This is a genomic window from Mycobacterium sp. NGS56 (assembly GCF_059812425.1).
Genome location: NZ_JCALCQ010000001.1, coordinates 343,801 through 362,169, shown reverse-complemented (window position 1 = coordinate 362,169; position 18,369 = coordinate 343,801). Strand labels below are relative to the sequence as shown.

12 protein-coding genes are annotated in these 18,369 nt (G+C 66.3%); 6 read left to right on the top strand and 6 right to left on the bottom strand.

What is annotated here, in order from left to right; all coding sequences use genetic code 11:
* Positions 1-3: 3 nt before the first annotated feature.
* Together AC5Y4F_RS01655 and AC5Y4F_RS01650 are read left to right on the top strand one after the other, a co-directional pair.
* Entirely contained in the window at positions 4-1,182 is a 1,179-nt protein-coding gene (locus AC5Y4F_RS01655) for an ABC transporter ATP-binding protein (RefSeq protein ID WP_499994800.1), read from the top strand.
* A gap of 2 nt (positions 1,183-1,184) precedes the next feature.
* On the top strand, positions 1,185-1,766 hold the full coding sequence (locus tag AC5Y4F_RS01650; protein WP_067939558.1) for a suppressor of fused domain protein: 582 nt from the start codon (positions 1,185-1,187) through the stop codon (positions 1,764-1,766).
* A gap of 19 nt (positions 1,767-1,785) precedes the next feature.
* Here AC5Y4F_RS01650 and corA read toward each other — a convergent pair whose 3' ends face one another.
* Positions 1,786-2,886 carry a magnesium/cobalt transporter CorA gene (gene corA, locus AC5Y4F_RS01645; RefSeq protein WP_499995744.1) on the bottom strand — a complete coding sequence of 367 codons (1,101 nt, stop codon included), beginning with the start codon at positions 2,884-2,886 and terminating at the stop codon, positions 1,786-1,788.
* A gap of 189 nt (positions 2,887-3,075) precedes the next feature.
* On the opposite strand from corA, the gene AC5Y4F_RS01640 reads away from it, so the two are divergent.
* The 3 genes from AC5Y4F_RS01640 (at position 3,076) to AC5Y4F_RS01630 (ending at position 6,219) form a co-directional block, all read left to right on the top strand.
* Complete coding sequence (locus AC5Y4F_RS01640) at positions 3,076-4,065, top strand: malate dehydrogenase (RefSeq protein WP_499994799.1); 990 nt, start codon at positions 3,076-3,078, stop codon at positions 4,063-4,065.
* 73 nt (positions 4,066-4,138) lie between these two features.
* A complete protein-coding gene (locus AC5Y4F_RS01635) occupies positions 4,139-5,347 on the top strand; it encodes an NAD(P)-dependent malic enzyme (RefSeq protein WP_067939097.1) in 1,209 nt (402 codons plus the stop codon).
* Complete coding sequence (locus AC5Y4F_RS01630) at positions 5,344-6,219, top strand: glycine betaine ABC transporter substrate-binding protein (RefSeq protein WP_499994797.1); 876 nt, start codon at positions 5,344-5,346, stop codon at positions 6,217-6,219. Before AC5Y4F_RS01635 ends, AC5Y4F_RS01630 begins: the two co-directional genes overlap by 4 nt.
* A 3-nt stretch (positions 6,220-6,222) precedes the next feature.
* Here the strand turns inward: AC5Y4F_RS01630 and AC5Y4F_RS01625 are convergent, their stop codons facing one another.
* The 3 genes from AC5Y4F_RS01625 to AC5Y4F_RS01615 all read right to left on the bottom strand — a co-directional run bounded on the left by AC5Y4F_RS01625 (position 6,223) and on the right by AC5Y4F_RS01615 (position 11,813).
* Complete coding sequence (locus tag AC5Y4F_RS01625) at positions 6,223-7,050, bottom strand: SDR family NAD(P)-dependent oxidoreductase (protein ID WP_067939103.1); 828 nt, start codon at positions 7,048-7,050, stop codon at positions 6,223-6,225.
* 93 nt (positions 7,051-7,143) lie between these two features.
* Positions 7,144-10,851: a multifunctional oxoglutarate decarboxylase/oxoglutarate dehydrogenase thiamine pyrophosphate-binding subunit/dihydrolipoyllysine-residue succinyltransferase subunit gene (locus tag AC5Y4F_RS01620; RefSeq protein WP_067939106.1), complete on the bottom strand. Its 3,708-nt coding sequence runs from the start codon at positions 10,849-10,851 to the stop codon at positions 7,144-7,146.
* Positions 10,852-11,033: 182 nt separating this feature from the next.
* The gene (locus AC5Y4F_RS01615) at positions 11,034-11,813 is read right to left on the bottom strand and encodes a hypothetical protein (protein WP_499994793.1); all 780 of its coding nucleotides are present in this window, start codon (positions 11,811-11,813) and stop codon (positions 11,034-11,036) included.
* 278 nt (positions 11,814-12,091) lie between these two features.
* Between AC5Y4F_RS01615 and AC5Y4F_RS01610 the strand changes: the two genes are divergently transcribed.
* Entirely contained in the window at positions 12,092-14,110 is a 2,019-nt protein-coding gene (locus AC5Y4F_RS01610) for an MFS transporter (protein ID WP_499994791.1), read from the top strand.
* A 4-nt stretch (positions 14,111-14,114) separates the two neighbouring features.
* Here the strand turns inward: AC5Y4F_RS01610 and AC5Y4F_RS01605 are convergent, their stop codons facing one another.
* Together AC5Y4F_RS01605 and AC5Y4F_RS01600 are read right to left on the bottom strand one after the other, a co-directional pair.
* Positions 14,115-17,531 carry a TM0106 family RecB-like putative nuclease gene (locus tag AC5Y4F_RS01605; protein WP_499994790.1) on the bottom strand — a complete coding sequence of 1,139 codons (3,417 nt, stop codon included), beginning with the start codon at positions 17,529-17,531 and terminating at the stop codon, positions 14,115-14,117.
* A gap of 60 nt (positions 17,532-17,591) precedes the next feature.
* Positions 17,592-18,182 (bottom strand): LppP/LprE family lipoprotein, encoded by a 591-nt coding sequence (locus AC5Y4F_RS01600; RefSeq protein WP_499994788.1) that lies wholly within the window; start codon positions 18,180-18,182, stop codon positions 17,592-17,594.
* Between the last annotated feature and the right edge of the window lie 187 nt (positions 18,183-18,369).

Sequence of the window (18,369 nt, the reverse complement as noted above, 5' to 3'; positions counted from 1 at the left end):
TCGATGGCCGAGATCGTGCTGGACCATGTCAGCAAGAGTTACCCCGGTGGCGCCACGGCGGTGCATGACCTCAACCTCACCATCGCCGACGGCGAATTTTTGATCCTGGTGGGCCCTTCGGGCTGCGGGAAGACCACCACGCTTAACATGATTGCGGGGCTGGAGCACATCTCGTCCGGCGAGCTGCGCATCGGCGGCGAACGGGTGAACGAGAAGGCCCCCAAAGACCGCGACATTGCGATGGTGTTCCAGTCCTATGCGCTATACCCACACATGACGGTGCGACAGAACATCGCGTTTCCCTTGACGCTGGCCAAGATGAAGAAGTCTGAGATCGCGCAGAAGGTCGAGGAAACAGCGAAAACCCTTGACCTGACGGAACTTTTGGATCGTAAGCCGTCGCAATTGTCGGGCGGGCAGCGGCAGCGGGTGGCGATGGGTCGGGCCATCGTACGGCATCCCAAAGCGTTTCTGATGGACGAGCCGCTGTCCAACCTGGACGCGAAGTTGCGGGTCCAGATGCGCGGCGAGATCGCCAGGCTGCAAAAGAGGCTGGGCACCACAACGGTCTACGTCACGCATGACCAGACCGAGGCCATGACACTAGGCGATCGCGTGGTGGTGATGCATTCCGGTGTTGCGCAACAGATCGGCGCGCCGGACGAGCTGTACGAGCATCCGGCCAACCTGTTCGTCGCCGGGTTCATCGGTTCGCCGGCGATGAATTTCTTCCCGGCCTCACTGACGCCCGTCGGGCTCAAGCTGCCATTTGGCGAGGTGGTGCTGGCGCCGGAAATCCAAGAGGTGGTCGCCCGGCATCCGGAACCCGCTAACGTCATCGTCGGCGTGCGGCCCGAGCATCTGTCCGACGCTGGATTGATCGATGGTTACCAGCGCATCAGGGCGCTGACCTTTCAGGTGAAGATCGACTTGGTCGAGTCGCTGGGCGCGGACAAGTACATTTACTTCTCCACCGCGGCGTGGGCGGCACACTCTGCCCAGTTGGACGAGCTGGCGGCCGAGTCGGAAGGCCATAAAGACCAGTTCGTGGCAAGGGTTCCCGCCGAATCGAAGGCGGCCATCGGGCAATCGATCGAATTGGCCTTAGACACGACCAAGCTGGTGGTCTTCGATGCGGATTCCGGGGCTAACTTGACCATCGCGCCGTCGGGGACACCGTGACGCTGGGTCGAGTGCGCGCGCATCTGCAGGCTCACTTCACCGACGCCGACCCCGAAGCGGCGAGTGTGACATTTCTGGGCACCGAGACCATCGAGGTGTTGCGTTTCCGGGAGCCGGACACGACGGTGCACTACGTCACGCTGGGCTGCTCGCGCCACCCGATGACCGAACCGACGCTTGACATCAGCGATCCGTTGCGCGGTCCGCGCGCCGAAATCGTGCTTCAGTTGCGCGATCCCGGTCCGGTCTCCGGCATCGCCCGCAGCCTGGCGATCCTGGCGGCGACGCCGACGGTCGAAGGTGTGGTGCTGTGCGCCGACGCGCTGGTCGATCTCGGCTCGCCGCTGTGGGCATCCCCGTCGTCGCGGGTGCCCTTCACCGCTGTCTTGTTGGGCCGCAGTGGGATTCGCGATCTGCCGCTGGACCCGCCCCGGGACCCGGTGCAGTTTCTGTCGGCCACCCCCATCACTGCCACCGAAGCGGCGTGGGTGCGGCTCAAGGGTGCCGATGCGATGCGTCAAGCGTGGGACAACGACGGCGTCGACGTGCTGAATCCGAATCGTCCGGCCGCACAGCCCGATTGACTCCGCTCCAGCGCGCGGCCTAGAGCCAGTTGTTGCGCCGGAACTGGAAGTACAGGCCCACACAAGCGGCCGTCATCAAGGCGATGATCCCCGGGTACCCCCACGTCCAGTTGAGCTCGGGCATGAAACGGAAGTTCATCCCGTAAATGGCGGCGACCATGGTGGGCACCGCCAAAATACCGGCCCAGGCCGCCATCTTGCGCATGTCGTTGTTCTGCTGCATCCCGACCCGGGCCAATGCCGCCTGAATCAGCGAGTTGAGCATGTCGTCGTAGCTTGCGATCTGGTCGGCGGCCTCGGAGTGGTGGTCGACCACGTCGCGCAGATAGCGTCGCACCTCTTTGGAGATCACATCTTTGTTGTCCGTCTGGATGCGGTGGAAGGCGGCCGACAGCGGATTGACGCAGCGGCGCAGTTCGACGACCTCGCGCTTGAGCAGGTAGATCGGCTCGACGTCGATCTTGCTGCCCGGCGCGAACGCGATCGCCTCGATGCTGTCGATGTCGGACAACATCAGACTGCTCACCTCGAGGTAGTGGTCTACCACGTGGTCGGCGATCGCGTGCAACACCGCGTAGGGGCCCAACTGCATCTGAGCGGGGTCGTCGTCCATCCGCTTGCGCACCTCGGACAGTCCGCCATGCTCGCCGTGTCGCACGGTGACCACGAAATCCTTGCCGACGAAGACCATGATCTCGCCGGTCTCGACGATCTCGCGGGCCAGCACCACCGATTCGTGGGGGACGTAGTTGACGGTCTTGAGGACCAGGAACAAGGTGTCGTCGTAGCGTTCCACTTTCGGCCGCTGATGGGCGCACACGGCGTCTTCCACGGCCAGCGGATGCAGCCCGAACACATCGGCCACTTCCTGCATCTCGGACTGGTTGGGTTCGCGCAATCCGACCCAGACGAATCCGTCGTGCCCCAGCGCTTCGATTTCGCGCACCTTATCCAGCGCGGCCGCGTAACCGAGTTTGCCGGGCAACCGGTGGCCGTCTTCGTAGACGGCGCAGTCAACCAGCGTCTCGTTGGGCGGTTTTGGGGCCGGGACCGGCTTGGCGTGCGGCTGGTGCGCGACGGGTCGAAGCGCTTCGGGCAAGGCGTCGAATCCCTGGAACACATCCACCTCCCAGCATTGCGCAGGTCCGACCAAGCGGTGGTCCATGGTACGCGTTCCGGCTTTTCAAAGCGCGACCATCAGGTCCCAGAAAGCCCTGGTAGCGGACCGGAGATTGTCCGTCGAGCGCAGTGCGCTAGTTTCGAGCCCAAACCCAAACCTGCACGAACTTCTCCACAAGGAGTAATCGACGTGAGCGCAAGTCCTCTCAAGGTCGCTGTCACCGGCGCCGCCGGCCAGATCGGCTACAGCCTGTTGTTCCGCCTGGCAAGCGGCTCGTTGCTGGGCGCCGATCGCCCGATCGAGCTGCGTCTCCTTGAGATCGAGCCCGCCCTCAAGGCGCTGGAGGGCGTCGTGATGGAGCTCGATGACTGCGCGTTCCCATTGCTGTCTGGCGTGGAGATCGGCGCGGACGCGAACAAGGTCTTCGATGGTGTGAACCTCGCGTTGCTCGTCGGCGCGCGGCCACGCGGCCCGGGCATGGAGCGCAGCGACCTGCTGGAGGCCAACGGCGCGATCTTCACCGCGCAGGGCAAGGCGCTCAATTCCGTCGCCGCAGACGACGTCCGCATCGGCGTGACGGGCAACCCCGCCAACACCAACGCGCTGATCGCGCTGAGCAACGCTCCCGACATCCCGAAGGAGCGGTTCTCCGCGCTGACCCGCCTGGATCACAACCGGGCGATCTCGCAGCTGGCCAAGAAGACCGGCGCCCCGGTCACCGACATCAAGAAGATGACCATCTGGGGCAACCACTCGGCCACCCAATACCCCGACATCTTCCACGCCGAGGTCGGCGGCAAGAACGCCGCTGAGGTGGTCAACGACCAGAACTGGATCGAGAACGACTTCATCCCGACGGTCGCCAAGCGCGGCGCGGCGATCATCGACGCGCGCGGCGCCTCCTCGGCCGCCTCGGCCGCCTCGGCCACCGTCGACGCCGCCCGGTCCTGGTTGCTGGGCAGCCCGGACGGCGACTGGGTGTCGATGGCGGTCTTCTCCGACGGCTCGTACGGCGTGCCCGAGGGGATCGTCTCGTCGTTCCCGGTGACCACCAAGGACGGCAACTGGTCGATCGTGCAGGGGCTGGAGATCGACGAGTTCTCCCGCGGCCGCATCGACAAGACCACCGCCGAGCTGGTCGACGAGCGCAACGCGGTTACTGAGCTGAAGCTGATCTGATCACCGCGGGTCGGCTGGTATGACCCACATCACCAATTAGGGCTACTAATGGGTAGTCAGTACGCTGAAGCGCGTGTCCGAATTGCTTGAATCGATACCGGCGCAAGCCGTGAACGGCGTGATCACCGACGCGGAGATCTTCGAGGCACACGTAGGCGGCAAGCTTTCCGTAGGCATGACGTCCCCGCTGGACACCCAGCGCGCTCTGTCGATCGCCTACACCCCCGGCGTGGCACAGGTCAGCCGTGCGATCGCCGCCGACCACGCGCAGGCCGCCCGGTACACCTGGGCGAACCGGCTGGTGGCCGTCGTCAGCGACGGCAGCGCAGTGCTTGGCCTGGGGGATATCGGGCCGTCGGCGTCGCTGCCGGTCATGGAGGGCAAGTGCGCGCTGTTTCAGGCGTACGGCGGGCTGAACGCCATCCCGATCGTGCTGGACACCAAGAATCCCGACGAGATCGTGCAAACCCTGGTGCGCTTGCGCCCGACGTTCGGCGCCGTCAACCTCGAGGACATCTCCGCGCCGCGTTGTTTTGAAATCGAGCGGCGCCTCATCGAAGCGCTGGACTGCCCGGTGATGCACGACGACCAGCACGGCACGGCGATCGTGGTGCTGGCCGCGCTGATGGGTGCCAGCAAGGTACTCGGTCGCGACATGGCCTCGCTGAAGGTGGCGGTGTCGGGAGCCGGCGCGGCCGGTGTCGCGTGCACCAATCTTCTTATGGCGATGGGTGTTTCGGATATCACCGTGCTCGACTCGCGTGGGGTTCTGCACACCGGTCGCGACGACATGAACCACGTCAAGGCGGCTCTGGCGCGGCGCACCAACCCCACCGGCCTGACCGGCAGCCTGGCCGAAGCCGTCCGGGGCGCCGACGTTTTCCTGGGGTTGTCGGGCGGCGTGGTCCCCGAAGAGATGATCGCCACCATGGCACCCGACGGGATCGTGTTCGCGCTGTCCAACCCCGATCCGGAGATCCACCCGCAGATCGCGGCCAAACACGCCGCGGTGGTGGCCACGGGCCGTAGCGATTTCCCGAATCAGATCAACAACGTGCTTGCCTTCCCGGGGGTGTTCCGCGGTGCCCTGGACGCCGGCGCGCGCCGGATCACCGAGAAGATGATGGTCGCTGCGGCCGAGGCGATCTTCTCCGTCGTCAGCGACGACCTCGCGCTCGACCGGATCGTCCCCAGCGCACTGGACACCCGGGTCGGGGACGCGGTCGCCAAGGCGGTGGCGCTCGCCACGGAAGCCTCAGACACTTCCGTCGCTCGGGGTTGAGAATCGGCAGGCTGGCGGCACCGCTGCTCGCCGCCGTACTCGCGGTGGCGGGTTGCGCAGCCGGCGCTGACCCCGGCGACCGTCGGGCCAGTGTCGAAACTGTGGTCGGATCCCGGGCTGACGCCGATGCGGCGCTGCTGGCCGGCATCTACGTCGCCGCCCTGCGGTCTTATGGCTTCGGTGCGCGGGCCGCGACGGCGGCCGACCCAATGCCGCAGCTGGATTCCGGTGCGTTCACCGTCGTACCCGCCTTCACCGGCCGCACGTTGCTAGTTCTGCAGCCCGGCGCGACGGCGATGTCGGACAAAGACGTCTACCGCGCAATGATCGCTGCGCTGCCCGAAGGAGTCGTGGCGGGCGACTACACGACGGCTGCCGAAGACAAGCCCGTGTTGCTGGTCAGTCGGCCGACCGCCAAGGCGTGGGGCGGTAGTGACGTCAGCGCGGACTTGAGCACCCTGCCCCGCCACTGCGACGGCCTCGTTGTCGGGAGTGTCGTCGGGCGGCAGGAACCGTCGTCGGTCGGCCCCTGCCGCCTGCCCAAGCCACGTGAATTCCCGGACGGCGCAACAATGTTCGCCGCAATTCGGACCGGGCAGCTGACGGCGGGGTGGACCACCTCGGCCGACCCCGGCATCCCCGGCGACCTGGTCGCGCTGTCCGACGGCAAACCCGCACTGATCCGTGCGGAGAATGTGGTGCCGCTTTATCGCCGTAATGCGCTGAGCGATCGGCAGTTGCTGGCGATCAACGAAGTGGCAGGTGTGCTGGATACCGCGGCCTTGGTCGAGATGCGCCGGCAAGTGCGCAACGGTGCCGATCCGCAGGCGGTGGCGGGCGGCTGGCTGGCCGAGCATCCGCTCGGGCGCTGAGGGTCAGACCCTTGGCATCAACCGGCCCATGACTGGGCCGAAGAGCTGTTGGTAGTACGGGCCCGCCACCCGCACCATCACGTCCAGGAGTTTGGCGTCCGTGCCGACCAGGACCCGGGCCTTCTTCTTGCGGACCGCGTCCAGGATGACCTTCGCGGCGCGTTCCGGGCTGGTCCGGGCGAGCCGCTTGTCGAACAGCTTGGCCAGTTGTTCGGGGTCGAGCCCCTCGGCGGCCGTCGCGTTGCGAGCGATCGCAGTCTTGATGCCTCCCGGGTGCACCGTGGTCACCGCCACCGGGTGGCCGGCCGCCCCCATCTCCTGGCGCAGCGCCTCGGTGAACCCGCGCACGGCGAACTTGGCCGAGTTGTATGCGGCCTGCCCGGGTACCGAGAAGAGCCCGAACACGCTGGATACGTTGATGACGTGCCCGTCACCGGAGGCGATCAGGTGCGGCAAAAACGCCTTGGTGCCGTTGACGACACCCCAGAAGTCGACGTCCATCACCCGTTCAATGTCCTTGAACTGGCTGACTTCGACGTCGCCGGTGAAGGCGATGCCGGCATTGTTGTAGATCTGGTTGACCTTGCCGAAGTGCTCCTTGACGCCGTCGGCGTAGGCCAAGAAAGCTTCCCGCTCGGTCACGTCGAGCCGATCGGATTTGAACGAGGCATTGATTGCCTTGAGCTGTTCCTCGGTGTGGGCCAGGCCTTCCAGGTCGACGTCGCTGATCGCCACTTTGGCGCCCGAGCGGGCCAGCTCGACGGCCAGCGCCTGCCCGATACCTGAACCCGCGCCCGTCACCACCGCGACCTTTCCGGCGAACCCTTGCATGAGCACCCTTCCTTATCGGCACGTTTGCGTTGAGGCTAGCCGGTAGGAGCGGTCCCCGATTCCCGCGGGTCGCGGATCCAGTGGTCGTCCCGATCAGCCGAAGGCCGTGTCGATGATCTCCTGCTGCTCGACCGCGTGCACCTTTGACGAGCCCGACGACGGAGCCGACATCGCCCGGCGCGAGATCCGCTTGATCCCGGTCAGCTTGTCGGGCAACAGCTCTGGCAGCTCCAGTCCGAATCGCGGCCAGGCACCCTGGTTGGCCGGCTCCTCCTGCACCCAGAAGTACTGGTTGACGTTCGGGTAGCGGTCCAGCGTTTCGCCCAGCCGGCGCTTGGGCAGTGGGGCGAGTTGCTCGATGCGCACGATCGCTACGTCTTCGCGGTTGTCCTTGGCCTTGCGTGCCACCAACTCGTAGTAGAGCTTCCCGCTGGTCAGCAGGACCCGCGTGACCTTGCTGCGATCACCGATGCCCTCCTCGTACGTCGGCTCTTCGAGCACCGAGCGGAACTTGATTTCGGTGAAGTCCCGCACATCGCTCACCGCAGCCTTGTTGCGCAGCATCGACTTCGGTGTGAACACGATCAGCGGCCGCTGCACGCCGTCAAGGGCGTGGCGCCGCAACAAGTGGAAGTAGTTGGACGGTGTCGACGGCACGGCGATCGTCATCGACCCCTCGGCCCACAGCTGCAGGAAGCGCTCGATGCGGCCCGAGGTGTGGTCGGGCCCCTGCCCCTCGTGGCCGTGTGGCAGGAGCAGTACGACGTTGGACAGCTGGCCCCACTTCGCCTCACCCGAGCTGATGAACTCGTCGATGATCGACTGCGCGCCGTTGACGAAATCGCCGAACTGCGCTTCCCACAACACCAGAGCGTCCGGGTTGCCCACCGTGTAGCCGTACTCGAAGCCGACGGCGGCGTACTCCGATAGCGGTGAGTCGTAGACCAGGAACTTCCCCCCGGTAGGAGTGCCGTCGGCGTTCGTCGCGAGCAGTTGCAGTGGCGTGAACTCTTGGCCGGTGTTGCGGTCGATGATCACCGAGTGCCGCTGGGAGAAGGTGCCGCGCCTGGTGTCTTGACCCGATAGCCGCACCAGCTTGCCCTCGGCCACCAGCGAGCCGAGCGCCAATAGTTCGCCGAAGGCCCAGTCGATCTTGCCCTCGTAGGCCATCTCGCGCCGCTTTTCGAGCACCGGCTGCACGCGTGGGTGGGGGGTGAAGCCCTCGGGCAGGGACAGAAACGCGTCGCCGATGCGCGAGAGCAGCGCCTTATCCACCGCGGTGGCCAGGCCCGCCGGCAGCATCTGGTCGGCCTCTACCGATTCGCTCGGTAGCGCGCCGTGCTTCTCGAGCTCGCGGACCTCGTTGAACACCCGCTCCAGTTGGCCCTGGTAGTCGCGCAGGGCGTCCTCGGCTTCCTTCATCGAGATGTCGCCGCGGCCGATCAGGGCTTCGGTGTAGCTCTTGCGGACGCCACGCTTGATGTCGACGACGTCGTACATCGCGGGGTTGGTCATCGACGGGTCGTCGCCCTCGTTGTGGCCGCGCTTGCGGTAGCACAGCATGTCGATGACGACGTCCTTCTTGAACTCCTGTCGGAAGTCGACGGCCAGCTTGGCCACCCACGCGCACGCTTCCGGGTCGTCGCCGTTGACATGAAAGATCGGCGCTCCGATCATCTTTGCGACGTCGGTGCAGTACTCACTGGACCGTGAGTACTCCGGCGCGGTGGTGAAGCCGATCTGGTTGTTGGCGATGATGTGGATAGTGCCGCCGACGCGGTAACCGGGCAGGTTAGTCAGGTTCAGCGTCTCGGCGACCACGCCCTGCCCGGCGAACGCGGCGTCGCCGTGCAGCATCATCGGCACCACCGAGAAGGCTTTTTCGTCGCCGTGGTCGTCGGCCCCGCGGTCCAGCAGGTCCTGCTTAGCGCGTACCAGACCCTCCAGCACCGGGTCAACGGCTTCCAGGTGCGACGGGTTGGCGGTCAGCGACACCTGAATGTCGTTGTCGCCGAACATCTGTAGGTACACGCCGGTGGCGCCCAGGTGATACTTGACGTCCCCGGAGCCGTGCGCCTGGGCTGGGTTGAGGTTGCCCTCGAACTCGCTGAAGATCTGCGAGTACGGCTTGCCGACGATGTTGGCCAATACGTTGAGCCGGCCGCGGTGCGGCATGCCGATGACCACCTCGTCGAGTCCATGCTCGGCGCACTGGTCGATCGCCGCGTCCATCATCGGAATGATGCTTTCCGCGCCTTCCAGTGAAAACCGCTTCTGGCCAACGTATTTGGTTTGCAGGAAGGTCTCGAAGGCCTCGGCCGCATTCAGCTTGCTCAGGATGAACTTCTGCTCGGCCACCGTCGGTTTGACGTGCTTGGTCTCGACGCGCTGCTGCAGCCATTCCTGTTGCGAGGGTTCGAGAATGTGGGTGTACTCCACGCCGATGTGGCGGCAGTAGGCGTCGCGCAGCAAGCCCAGCACGTCGCGCAGCTTCTTGTATTCGCTACCGGCGAAGCCGTTGACTTTGAACACCCGGTCGAGATCCCACAGCGTCAGGCCGTGGTTGAGGATCTCGAGATCGGGGTGGCTGCGGAACCGGCTGCCGTCCAATCGCAGCGGGTCGACGTCCGCCATCAGGTGACCGCGATTGCGATAGGCCGCAATCAGCTCCATCACCCGGGCATTCTTGTCGACGATCGAGTCGGGGTTGTCGGTGCTCCAGCGCACCGGCAGGTACGGGTTGCCCAGCTCGCGGAAGATCTCGTCCCAGAATTCGTCCGACAGCAGCATCTCGTGGATGGTGCGTAAGAAGTCGCCGGACTCCGCACCCTGGATGATGCGGTGGTCATAGGTGGAGGTCAGCGTGATCAGCTTGCCGATGCCCAGCTCGGCGATGCGTTCCTCGCTGGCGCCCTGGAATTCCGCGGGGTACTCCATGGCGCCGACACCGATGATGGCCCCTTGGCCGTTCATCAGCCGCGGCACCGAGTGCACCGTGCCGATGGTCCCCGGGTTGGTCAGCGAAATGGTAACGCCGGCAAAGTCTTCGGCGGTCAGCTTGCCGTCGCGGGCGCGTCGCACGATGTCCTCGTAGGCGGTGACGAACTGTGCGAACCGCATGGTCTCGCAGCCCTTGATGCCGGCGACCACCAGGGAACGCTTGCCGTCTTTGCCCTGCAGGTCGATGGCCAAGCCGAGGTTGGTGTGCGCCGGCGTCACCGCGGTGGGCTTGCCGTCGACTTCGGCGTAGTGCCGATTCATGTTCGGGAACTTCTTGATCGCCTGCACCAGCGCATAACCCAGCAGGTGAGTGAACGAGATCTTGCCACCGCGGGTGCGCTTGAGTTGGTTGTTGATGACGATGCGGTTGTCGATCATCAGCTTGGCCGGTATGGCCCGGACGCTGGTCGCCGTCGGCACGTCGAGGGACGCGGACATGTTCTTGACGACGGCCGCCGCGGCGCCGCGCAGCGTCTGCAGCTCGTCGCCTTCCGCCGGCGCAGGAGTAGCGGCTTTCGCCGGTCGCGGCGCGACCCCATTGCCGGGAGGGGCTACGGGCTTGGCGGTCTCGGTGGTCTGCGGGGACGCCGGAGCCGGCTTCGGCGGGGCCGCCGCGGCGGCCTGCGTTCCATCACCGCTGGTCGGAGCAGCCTGCGTGGATTCGCCCGCGGGCTCCGGGTTGTAGTCGACCAGGAACTCGTGCCAGCTCGGATCGACCGACGAGGGGTCGTCGCGGAACTTGCGGTACATCTCCTCGACCAACCATTCGTTTTGCCCGAATGGTGAACTTATGTTGCTCACGACCGCAGTTCGCCTCAATCCTTCTGTTCCGCAAGCGCATTCCCGCGGCGCTTGCACCCTTGTCGGCCCCGGACGACCGAACGCCTCACACCCATGGCGGTACCCATTGTTTCCGCCCTATAAAGGCTAACCTTTCGCCGCCGATCCGCCAGGTTGACCGAGGGAACAGGCGGACGGCCGCGCTAGCCGGCTTCGTGAATCGGAGGCACCAAGTGCAGCGCGCGGGGCCAGCGCGCGGGCGGAGCGCCGAACGCCCGGTTGGTGTTACGGGTCATCTTCTTGCCGGCCAGATAGTTGCCGATGGCGCCCACCACGATGCCGATGCCGACCGGCAACAGTTTGCCGAACAACAGGGCGCCGCGCCGCAAGGTGTACTTCCGGACCCACGACTTGAGCAGCCGTGAGTTCAGCTTCGACATCGACGACAGCGGCAGGGCGGCCAGGCTCTCGGAGACCCAACCGCCGCTGGTGCGGCGCGGACCGATCAGCTGGGCGACGGCGCGCTCGCTGTTGTCGCCTACGAGGACCGCCAGCACCAGCGCGCGGCGGCGTTCCCGGTGATCGGCCGGGATGTCGTAAACCACCGCCACCGCCAATACGAAGAACGCAGTGGCCTCCAGGAACGTCACCGTTTCCGCGGCTGCCGCGGACAGGGCGCTGATTGTGCCGATGCCGGGGACGGTTGCGGCGGCACCCACGGCAACGCCGCCGGCGGTCACAATGGCCAGGTATCTCTTCTGCAGCTTGGCCAGGATCTCCGCCGGGCTGGCGTTCGGATTCGCGTTGCGCAGCCGGGTCACATAGGCCTCGGCGGCCGGGCCCTGCAGCCACGAGCTCCGCTCGATGACCTGCGCCAATGCCCGCGCCGACATTTTCGGTCGACCGTTTCCGGCGGTCGGCTGCTGTCTCGCGTCGGACATGGTGAAGAACCGGTTCGGCGACCTTTTCCGTCGACCCCGCATATTGTCTCTCCTGCAAACGGCGTTCCCCCAGGCTAACGTGCCCGCGGCAAATCCTGACGCGTTATGCACCCTGACCGGGTCCTTGGCTGCCTGCCCTATTGCCTCACCGGGAATAATGCAGGCTGGATGTCTGCGACGGTCCGGGCCGTCGGCCGGTCCTCATCCTGTTTACCGCGCAGCGCGCGTGGTGTATCTGCGTGGGTGGGACCAGTCGACGAGCCGCGCCGATACGGCTGAACAGCAGCGGGTGGGCGCGAAACCGAAACGAGGTGGGGTGGATGACGACGGCTACGCCCCGCACGCCCGGGAGGCGCGCGGCATCGGGGCCGGCCCGGGCCGCCAACCGCTGGGACTTTTTCACCCGAAGCTCGCAGCAGTCGCAGAATCCTTGGAACCCGCTGTGGGCCATGATGATCGGCTTTTTCATGATCATGGTCGACTCGACCATCGTCGCCATCGCGAACCCGACCATCATGGCCAGCTTGCGCATCGGCTACGACACCGTCGTCTGGGTGACCAGCGCCTACCTGCTGGGCTACGCGGTCGTGTTGCTGGTAGCCGGGCGCCTCGGTGACCGGTTCGGTCCCAAGAACCTCTACCTGATCGGGCTGGTCGTATTCACCGTTTCCTCGGTGTGGTGCGGGTTGGCCAGCAGTGCCGCGGTCCTGATCGCGGCACGCGTCGTACAGGGCGTCGGCGCGGGGCTGCTCACGCCGCAGACCCTGTCGACCATCACCCGGATTTTCCCGTCGGAGCGCCGCGGTGTCGCGGTGAGCCTGTGGGGCGCCACTGCCGGTGTCGCCAGCCTGGTGGGCCCGCTGGCCGGCGGTGTCCTGGTCGACGGGCTGGGCTGGAAGTGGATCTTCTTCGTCAACGTCCCCATCGGTGTCATCGGCCTGGTGTTGGCGTATTGGCTGATTCCGGTGCTGCCCACCCAGTCGCATCGTTTCGACCTGATCGGGGTCGCGCTGTCTGGTGCCGGCATCTTCCTGATCGTATTCGGGTTGCAGCAGGGGCAGGCCGCGCACTGGCAACCCTGGATCTGGGCGTTGATAGTCGCTGGCGTCGGGTTGATGACGGCCTTCGCGTTCTGGCAGTCGCTGAACGCCGACGAGCCGCTGATTCCCTTGGCGATCTTCGGTGACCGAGATTTCACCCTGTGCAACGTCGGGGTCGCCATCATCTCGTTCACCGCGACGGCCATGATGCTGCCGCTGACTTTCTACGCCCAGGCCGTGTGCGGGCTCTCACCGACGCGCTCGGCGCTGCTGATCGCACCGATGGCGATTGCGAATGGCGTTTTCGCGCCGTTCGTCGGCAGGCTCGTCGACAAGTACCATCCGCAGCCCGTGCTCGGCTTCGGCTTCTCGATGCTGGCCATCGCGCTGACCTGGATCACCTTCGAGATGTCACCGACGACACCGATCTGGCGGCTGGTGTTGCCGTTCTTCGCGATGGGGGTCGGGATGGCGTTCGTGTGGTCGCCGCTGACCGCCACCGCGACGCGTAACCTGCCGGCGCATTTGGCCGGCGCGGGCTCGGCGGTATACAACTCCGTGCGCCAGCTCGGTGCTGTGCTCGGCAGCGCCGGTATGGCCGCGTTCATGACGTGGCGGATAAGCGATGAGATGCCGCGGCAGCCGTCCGGCGGGGCCACCGGCGAGGACACGCTCACCTTGCAGTTGCCCGGGTTCCTTCGCGAACCGTTCGCGGCCGCGATGTCGCAATCGGTGCTGCTGCCGGCGTTCATCGCGCTGTTCGGGATCATCACCGCACTGTTCCTGGTGGGCTTCGCGCCGTGGGCGGGCAAGGGCGATAACGGGGGTGGCGACGATCCCCTCGGGCCCGACGACGGCGTGATCGACGACGACTACGACGACGACCAGTACGTAGAGTTGGTCCTGGTGCGCGAGCCCGACGCACGGTGGGGAAGCCATCCGCAGCCGCCCCGGCAGCGAATTGATCGTCCGCAACCGGCGCCCACCGGAGTGCCGCGCCGTGACCCCGCCGATTCGTGGCGCACGTCGCTCGGCGATTCCGCTGCGGCGTTTGAACCAATCGGCTACGCCCACAACGGGTCTCACGTGGACAACGGCAAACGCCTTCGCCAGGTGGCGGTGCGGCGCCCGCCCAAATCCCTCCCGCCCGGTGATCGGCTCACTAGGCCGCCACGCCGCCAGGTCAACGGCTCGGGGGGCCGGTACTTCCCCGAAGGCGAATCGCTGCGAGGTCAGCATCACCGCTCCGATCCCGATGACGACCCCACCGGTTCGGGCCGGCACTCGTCGACCGGCTAGGCGGTCACCGCAGATCGCGCTGGGTGAGCGCCAGGAAGGCGCCCAAATCGATCAGGCCCGCGGGTGTGGCGGGCAGATACTCCGTCAGCGACGGGGAGCGCACGACCACGGCCGCGTACTGGGCGCGGCTTACCGCGACGTTGAGCCGGTTCCTGTTGAGCAGGAAGGACATTCCGCGGGGCACCGCGTCCACGGATGACACTGTCATCGAGATGTAGACCACCGGCGCCTGTGCGCCCTGGAACTTGTCGACCGTCCCCACCCGCACTCCGGCGAGCCCCGCGGCGGTCAACCGATGACGTAGCAGCGCGACCTGGGCGTTGTAGGGCGCCAGCACCAACACATCGGTGGCGGCCAACCCCCTTGTGCCGTGTTCGTCGGTCCACGCCGCGCCGAGCAGCTGGTTGATCTCGGCGGCGATCGCATCGGCCTCCTCGGGACTTTCGGTCGAATTGCCTTGATGCTCAACCGAAAGCAGTTTCACACCGGGTTGACATCCGTCGAGGCGGCGGGCGGCGGTGCACTCATGCGAATGCAGCCTGTCCTCGTAGGAGAGCGCCGAAACCGCTGCGCAGACGGCCGGGTGCATGCGGTAGGTGAGGTTTAGGAAGTAACCGCGTTCGTCGGACAGGGTGCGCTGGCCGTCGACCAGCCAGTCCAGCGCGGAAACGTCTACCGGCTCGGGATGAGTGCCCTGGCTGACCTGCGGCAACTGCTGAGGATCTCCGAGCAGCAACAGGTTTGCGGCGGATGGGGCCACGGCGATGGTGTTGGCCAGACAGAACTGGCCTGCTTCGTCGATTACCAGGAGATCTAGGCTTCCCGGCGGCACCCGATTGGCGTTGGCGAAATCCCATGCCGTTCCGCCGATCACGCATCCCGGGGTGTCAGCGAGGAACGCGGCGTAGGCGCCGCCGTCAATCTCCCGCCAGCGCGGGGCTCGGTGGTCGTTGCGCTTCTTCGCGATCCGTTGCGGATCCAGACCGGCATCGATTACACAGTCCAGCAGGTTTTCCACGGTGGCGTGCGACTGCGCGATCACACCCACCTGCCAGCCATGCTCGGTGACCAGGTCGTGGATTACCCGCGCCGCGGTGTGCGTCTTGCCGGTGCCCGGCGGACCGTGCACTGCCAGGTATGACGAATCCAGATCGAGTAGCGCGGCGGTGATATCGGCGACAATGTCGTCGCTACGGGGGAGGGGAGTGCCGCCCCGCGCGCGGGGCGCGCCCCGCAGCAGCACGTCGATGATCGCGCTGCGCGGCAGTTGCGGCAATCCGGCCGCCACCCCGGCCGCGGTTGCCTCGATTGACTCCCGTAGCGCCGTCGTCGGGATGGGCGGACCTGGAGTCAGCGCGAACGGCAACTGGTGAAAAGTCTTGCCATCGGCGCCAACTCGTTCGAGTACCACCACTTCGGTGGGGACCGCTGGATCGTCGGCCTCAATGACCGAGACCCGCCCGGCCGCCCGCCGGTCGGGGCTCTCGGTCATGCCGGGCGGGGCCGGAGGGTGGTAGAGGGCAAAGACATCGCTCTTCAAGTCGCCGCGCGCCAGTTCGCCGCGCAGTTGCAGCCGCCGCTGCGGTTTACGCGCGCGTGGTGGCGTGTGCCAGTCGACGCTGACCGACGCGTGCTCGACGACGAACACGTCGGTGTCATCCGCCCACTCGTCGATGGGAAAGTTCAACCGGTCGAAGTGCGCCCACCAGAAGGGCTTGTCCTCGCGCCGGTGGTAGCCGCGCGCCGCGGCCAGTAGCCCTACGGCCGTCTGCTGGGGGGTGCGGACGTCGACGCCGGCGGCTCCCGTAAACCTCGACAACGTCACCGCCAGTTGGTCGCGGTCGTCGACAGTGTTGCCGTCGGCCACGGGCTGAGCGCCCATCGGTACCACGCCGGATTCGTAGGCGCGCAACATCAACCAATTCCGCAATTCCTGGGTCGAGCGACAGTCGTAGTGGTTGTAGTCCTCGATCTCCTTGAGCACCGATGCGGCCTCGTCGCCGCGGCCGTCTGCCTGCAGTTCGCAGTATCGTGCGTAGGAGGTGATCGAACCGGTGGCCGTGGTCACGTCACCCACGCGCAGTTGAGCCCCCATGTAGAGAGGCTCTAGCGCCTTGAGACTGAATGACTCCGCACCCACCCGAATGCTCCTGCGCACCAACGGGTAAAGATCGACCAGCGTGCCGCTGCGCAGTAGTTCGTCGACTTCGTCCTCGCCCACTCCATAGCGACCGGCCAGTCGCAGCAGCGCGCTCTTCTCGTATGGCGCGTAGTGGTAGATGTGCATGTTGGGGCGGCGCTTGCGGCGCTTGGCCACCAGCGCCAAGAACTCGATCAGCGCCTTGCGTTCGTCGGCCCGGTTGTGCGCCCACAGCGGGCGAAACTTGCCCATCGGGCCTGCTTCCAAAACACCGAACAGATATTCCAGGCCCCATTCACGTCCATCGGTGGTCCACAGCGGGTCGCCCTCGAAGTCGAAGAACAGGTCCCCTGGGTCGGGCTCGGGTAGCAGGGCCAGCGGTTGCGGATCGATGACCTGGACCTGTGGGACGCCGGTTTCACGTTGGCGGACTTGTAGTTTGGCCTGGATAGCGAGTTTGTTCAGCACGCTGGTCGCCAGTCCAGGCACTGGTCCGCGAAGATCGGCCAGGTCGGCGACAGTGCTGATGCCGGCATCAAAGAGCTTGTCGCGCTGGCTTACTCGCAAACCGGCCACCAGCAGCACGTCGTCGGCCGCCCGCAGCTGCTCGAGGCACAGCGGGCAGTGAAAGCAGGCGGCCACGCCCTCGTCGTCCCAGCGAACCGCGGCGCCGCCCGCGTAGTGCTCATCGAGGAGGCGCTGCAGGCGGGCGCGCTGCGAGCGGTACACCGGGATCAGGTCGCGAACCCGGTGCCGCACCGTGGTTCCATCGCCAAGGCGCAGCTCGGCCTCCGCAGCGACCGGGATGCCCGCGGCGGCCAACGCGTCGGCGTAGGCGGCCAGTTGCAACAGCGCGGTTACCTTAGCTGAGCGGGCCAGTTTGGTGTCCACGACCCGGTACCGTTCGTTCTCGCGCACCAGGAAGTCTGCGAAGCCGACGAAGCGGCCGTCGAACATGGCGGCTTGATACACCACGGGAGCGTGGTTGGCGACGGCGCGCCGAGTGGCGTCGGCGGCCGCCGCTAGGCCCGCGGGCGTGTAGGCCGGGCGGCCGATGATCGCGACGGCCGGCCCGTACCGGTCGCGCAGCGACGCGAGTTCGCGTCGCTCGTGTTCGCTACCGAGGTCAGCCGTCCGCGTGAGCAGTTCGTCCTCGACGGTGACGGGAGCGGGACCGCGGCCCAGCTTCGCGTCGAACTCCCGTAGTAGTGCGAATTCGCAGCGGGCGGCGGCGGCCAGATCCGATGCGCTGTACACGATGCTGTCGCCGGAGACCAACACTGGAGCCACTGTAGGTCAGCGCTCCGACAACAGGGCCGTGCCGGGCGGGCGTGCCCCGGATCAGTGCGCGGGGGTGTTGCCGATCAGTTCGACCGCGTTGCCGTTCCAGTGGAATTTCACATCGGTGTTCAGGCCCTTGATCCCGCTGGGATAGGTCAGTGCCACGGTGTCGCCCGTCGTTTGCGCCGCGTCGACGCCGTTGAATCCATAGGTGTCGGGCACGCCCTGCGGGATGAATTGGCCGAGGTGGAACAGGACTGCGCGGGTGGTCGGACTCACTGCGTTGGTGTTGGCCTTGACGATGATCGCGGACAGCTGCGCGCACTGGTTGTAGTTGCCCGCCAGCGGTTCGGGGCTCCAGGGCTGCTGACTGCGCGGATCGCGAGGCAGCTCGGAGACCACCTTCGCGATGATGGGCGAGGCGAGGTTGACCGCGCAGGGATCAAGCGGAGGGGCGTTGCCGGGTGGCGCGGCCGCCGGGAGGGTGGCCGGAGCCGTGACGGACGCGGCAGAAGTGGTTCTGGCCTGGGGCGTCTTGGCGACGGTGGAGTCCCCCGAACCGCAGCCCGTCAGCGTGACGGCGAGTAGAACGACAGCGGCCGAGCCGGTCAGTGGCTCGGTACGACATGGCAACGACCACACATCGGGCACCGTACCTTCATGGGGTCCGCGGCTGCGGCAGGCACGGCCGGGTGTGCCGGCGATCACCCGCAGCGCTCAACTCCGTTGAGCTCGCGATCACCACGGGGCCGTCTGGTGGTGACCCGCAGCGCTCAACTCCGTTGAGCTCGCGATCACCACGGGGCCGTCTGGTGGTGACCCGCAGCGCTCAACTCCG

Coding starts and splice junctions, on each gene's coding strand:
- AC5Y4F_RS01655 (WP_499994800.1), top strand. CDS start 4: ATGGCCGAGATCGTGCTGGACCATGTCAGCAAGAGTTACCCCGGTGGC.
- AC5Y4F_RS01625 (WP_067939103.1), bottom strand. CDS start 7,050: ATGCAAGGGTTCGCCGGAAAGGTCGCGGTGGTGACGGGCGCGGGTTCA.
- AC5Y4F_RS01610 (WP_499994791.1), top strand. CDS start 12,092: ATGACGACGGCTACGCCCCGCACGCCCGGGAGGCGCGCGGCATCGGGG.
- AC5Y4F_RS01615 (WP_499994793.1), bottom strand. CDS start 11,813: ATGCGGGGTCGACGGAAAAGGTCGCCGAACCGGTTCTTCACCATGTCC.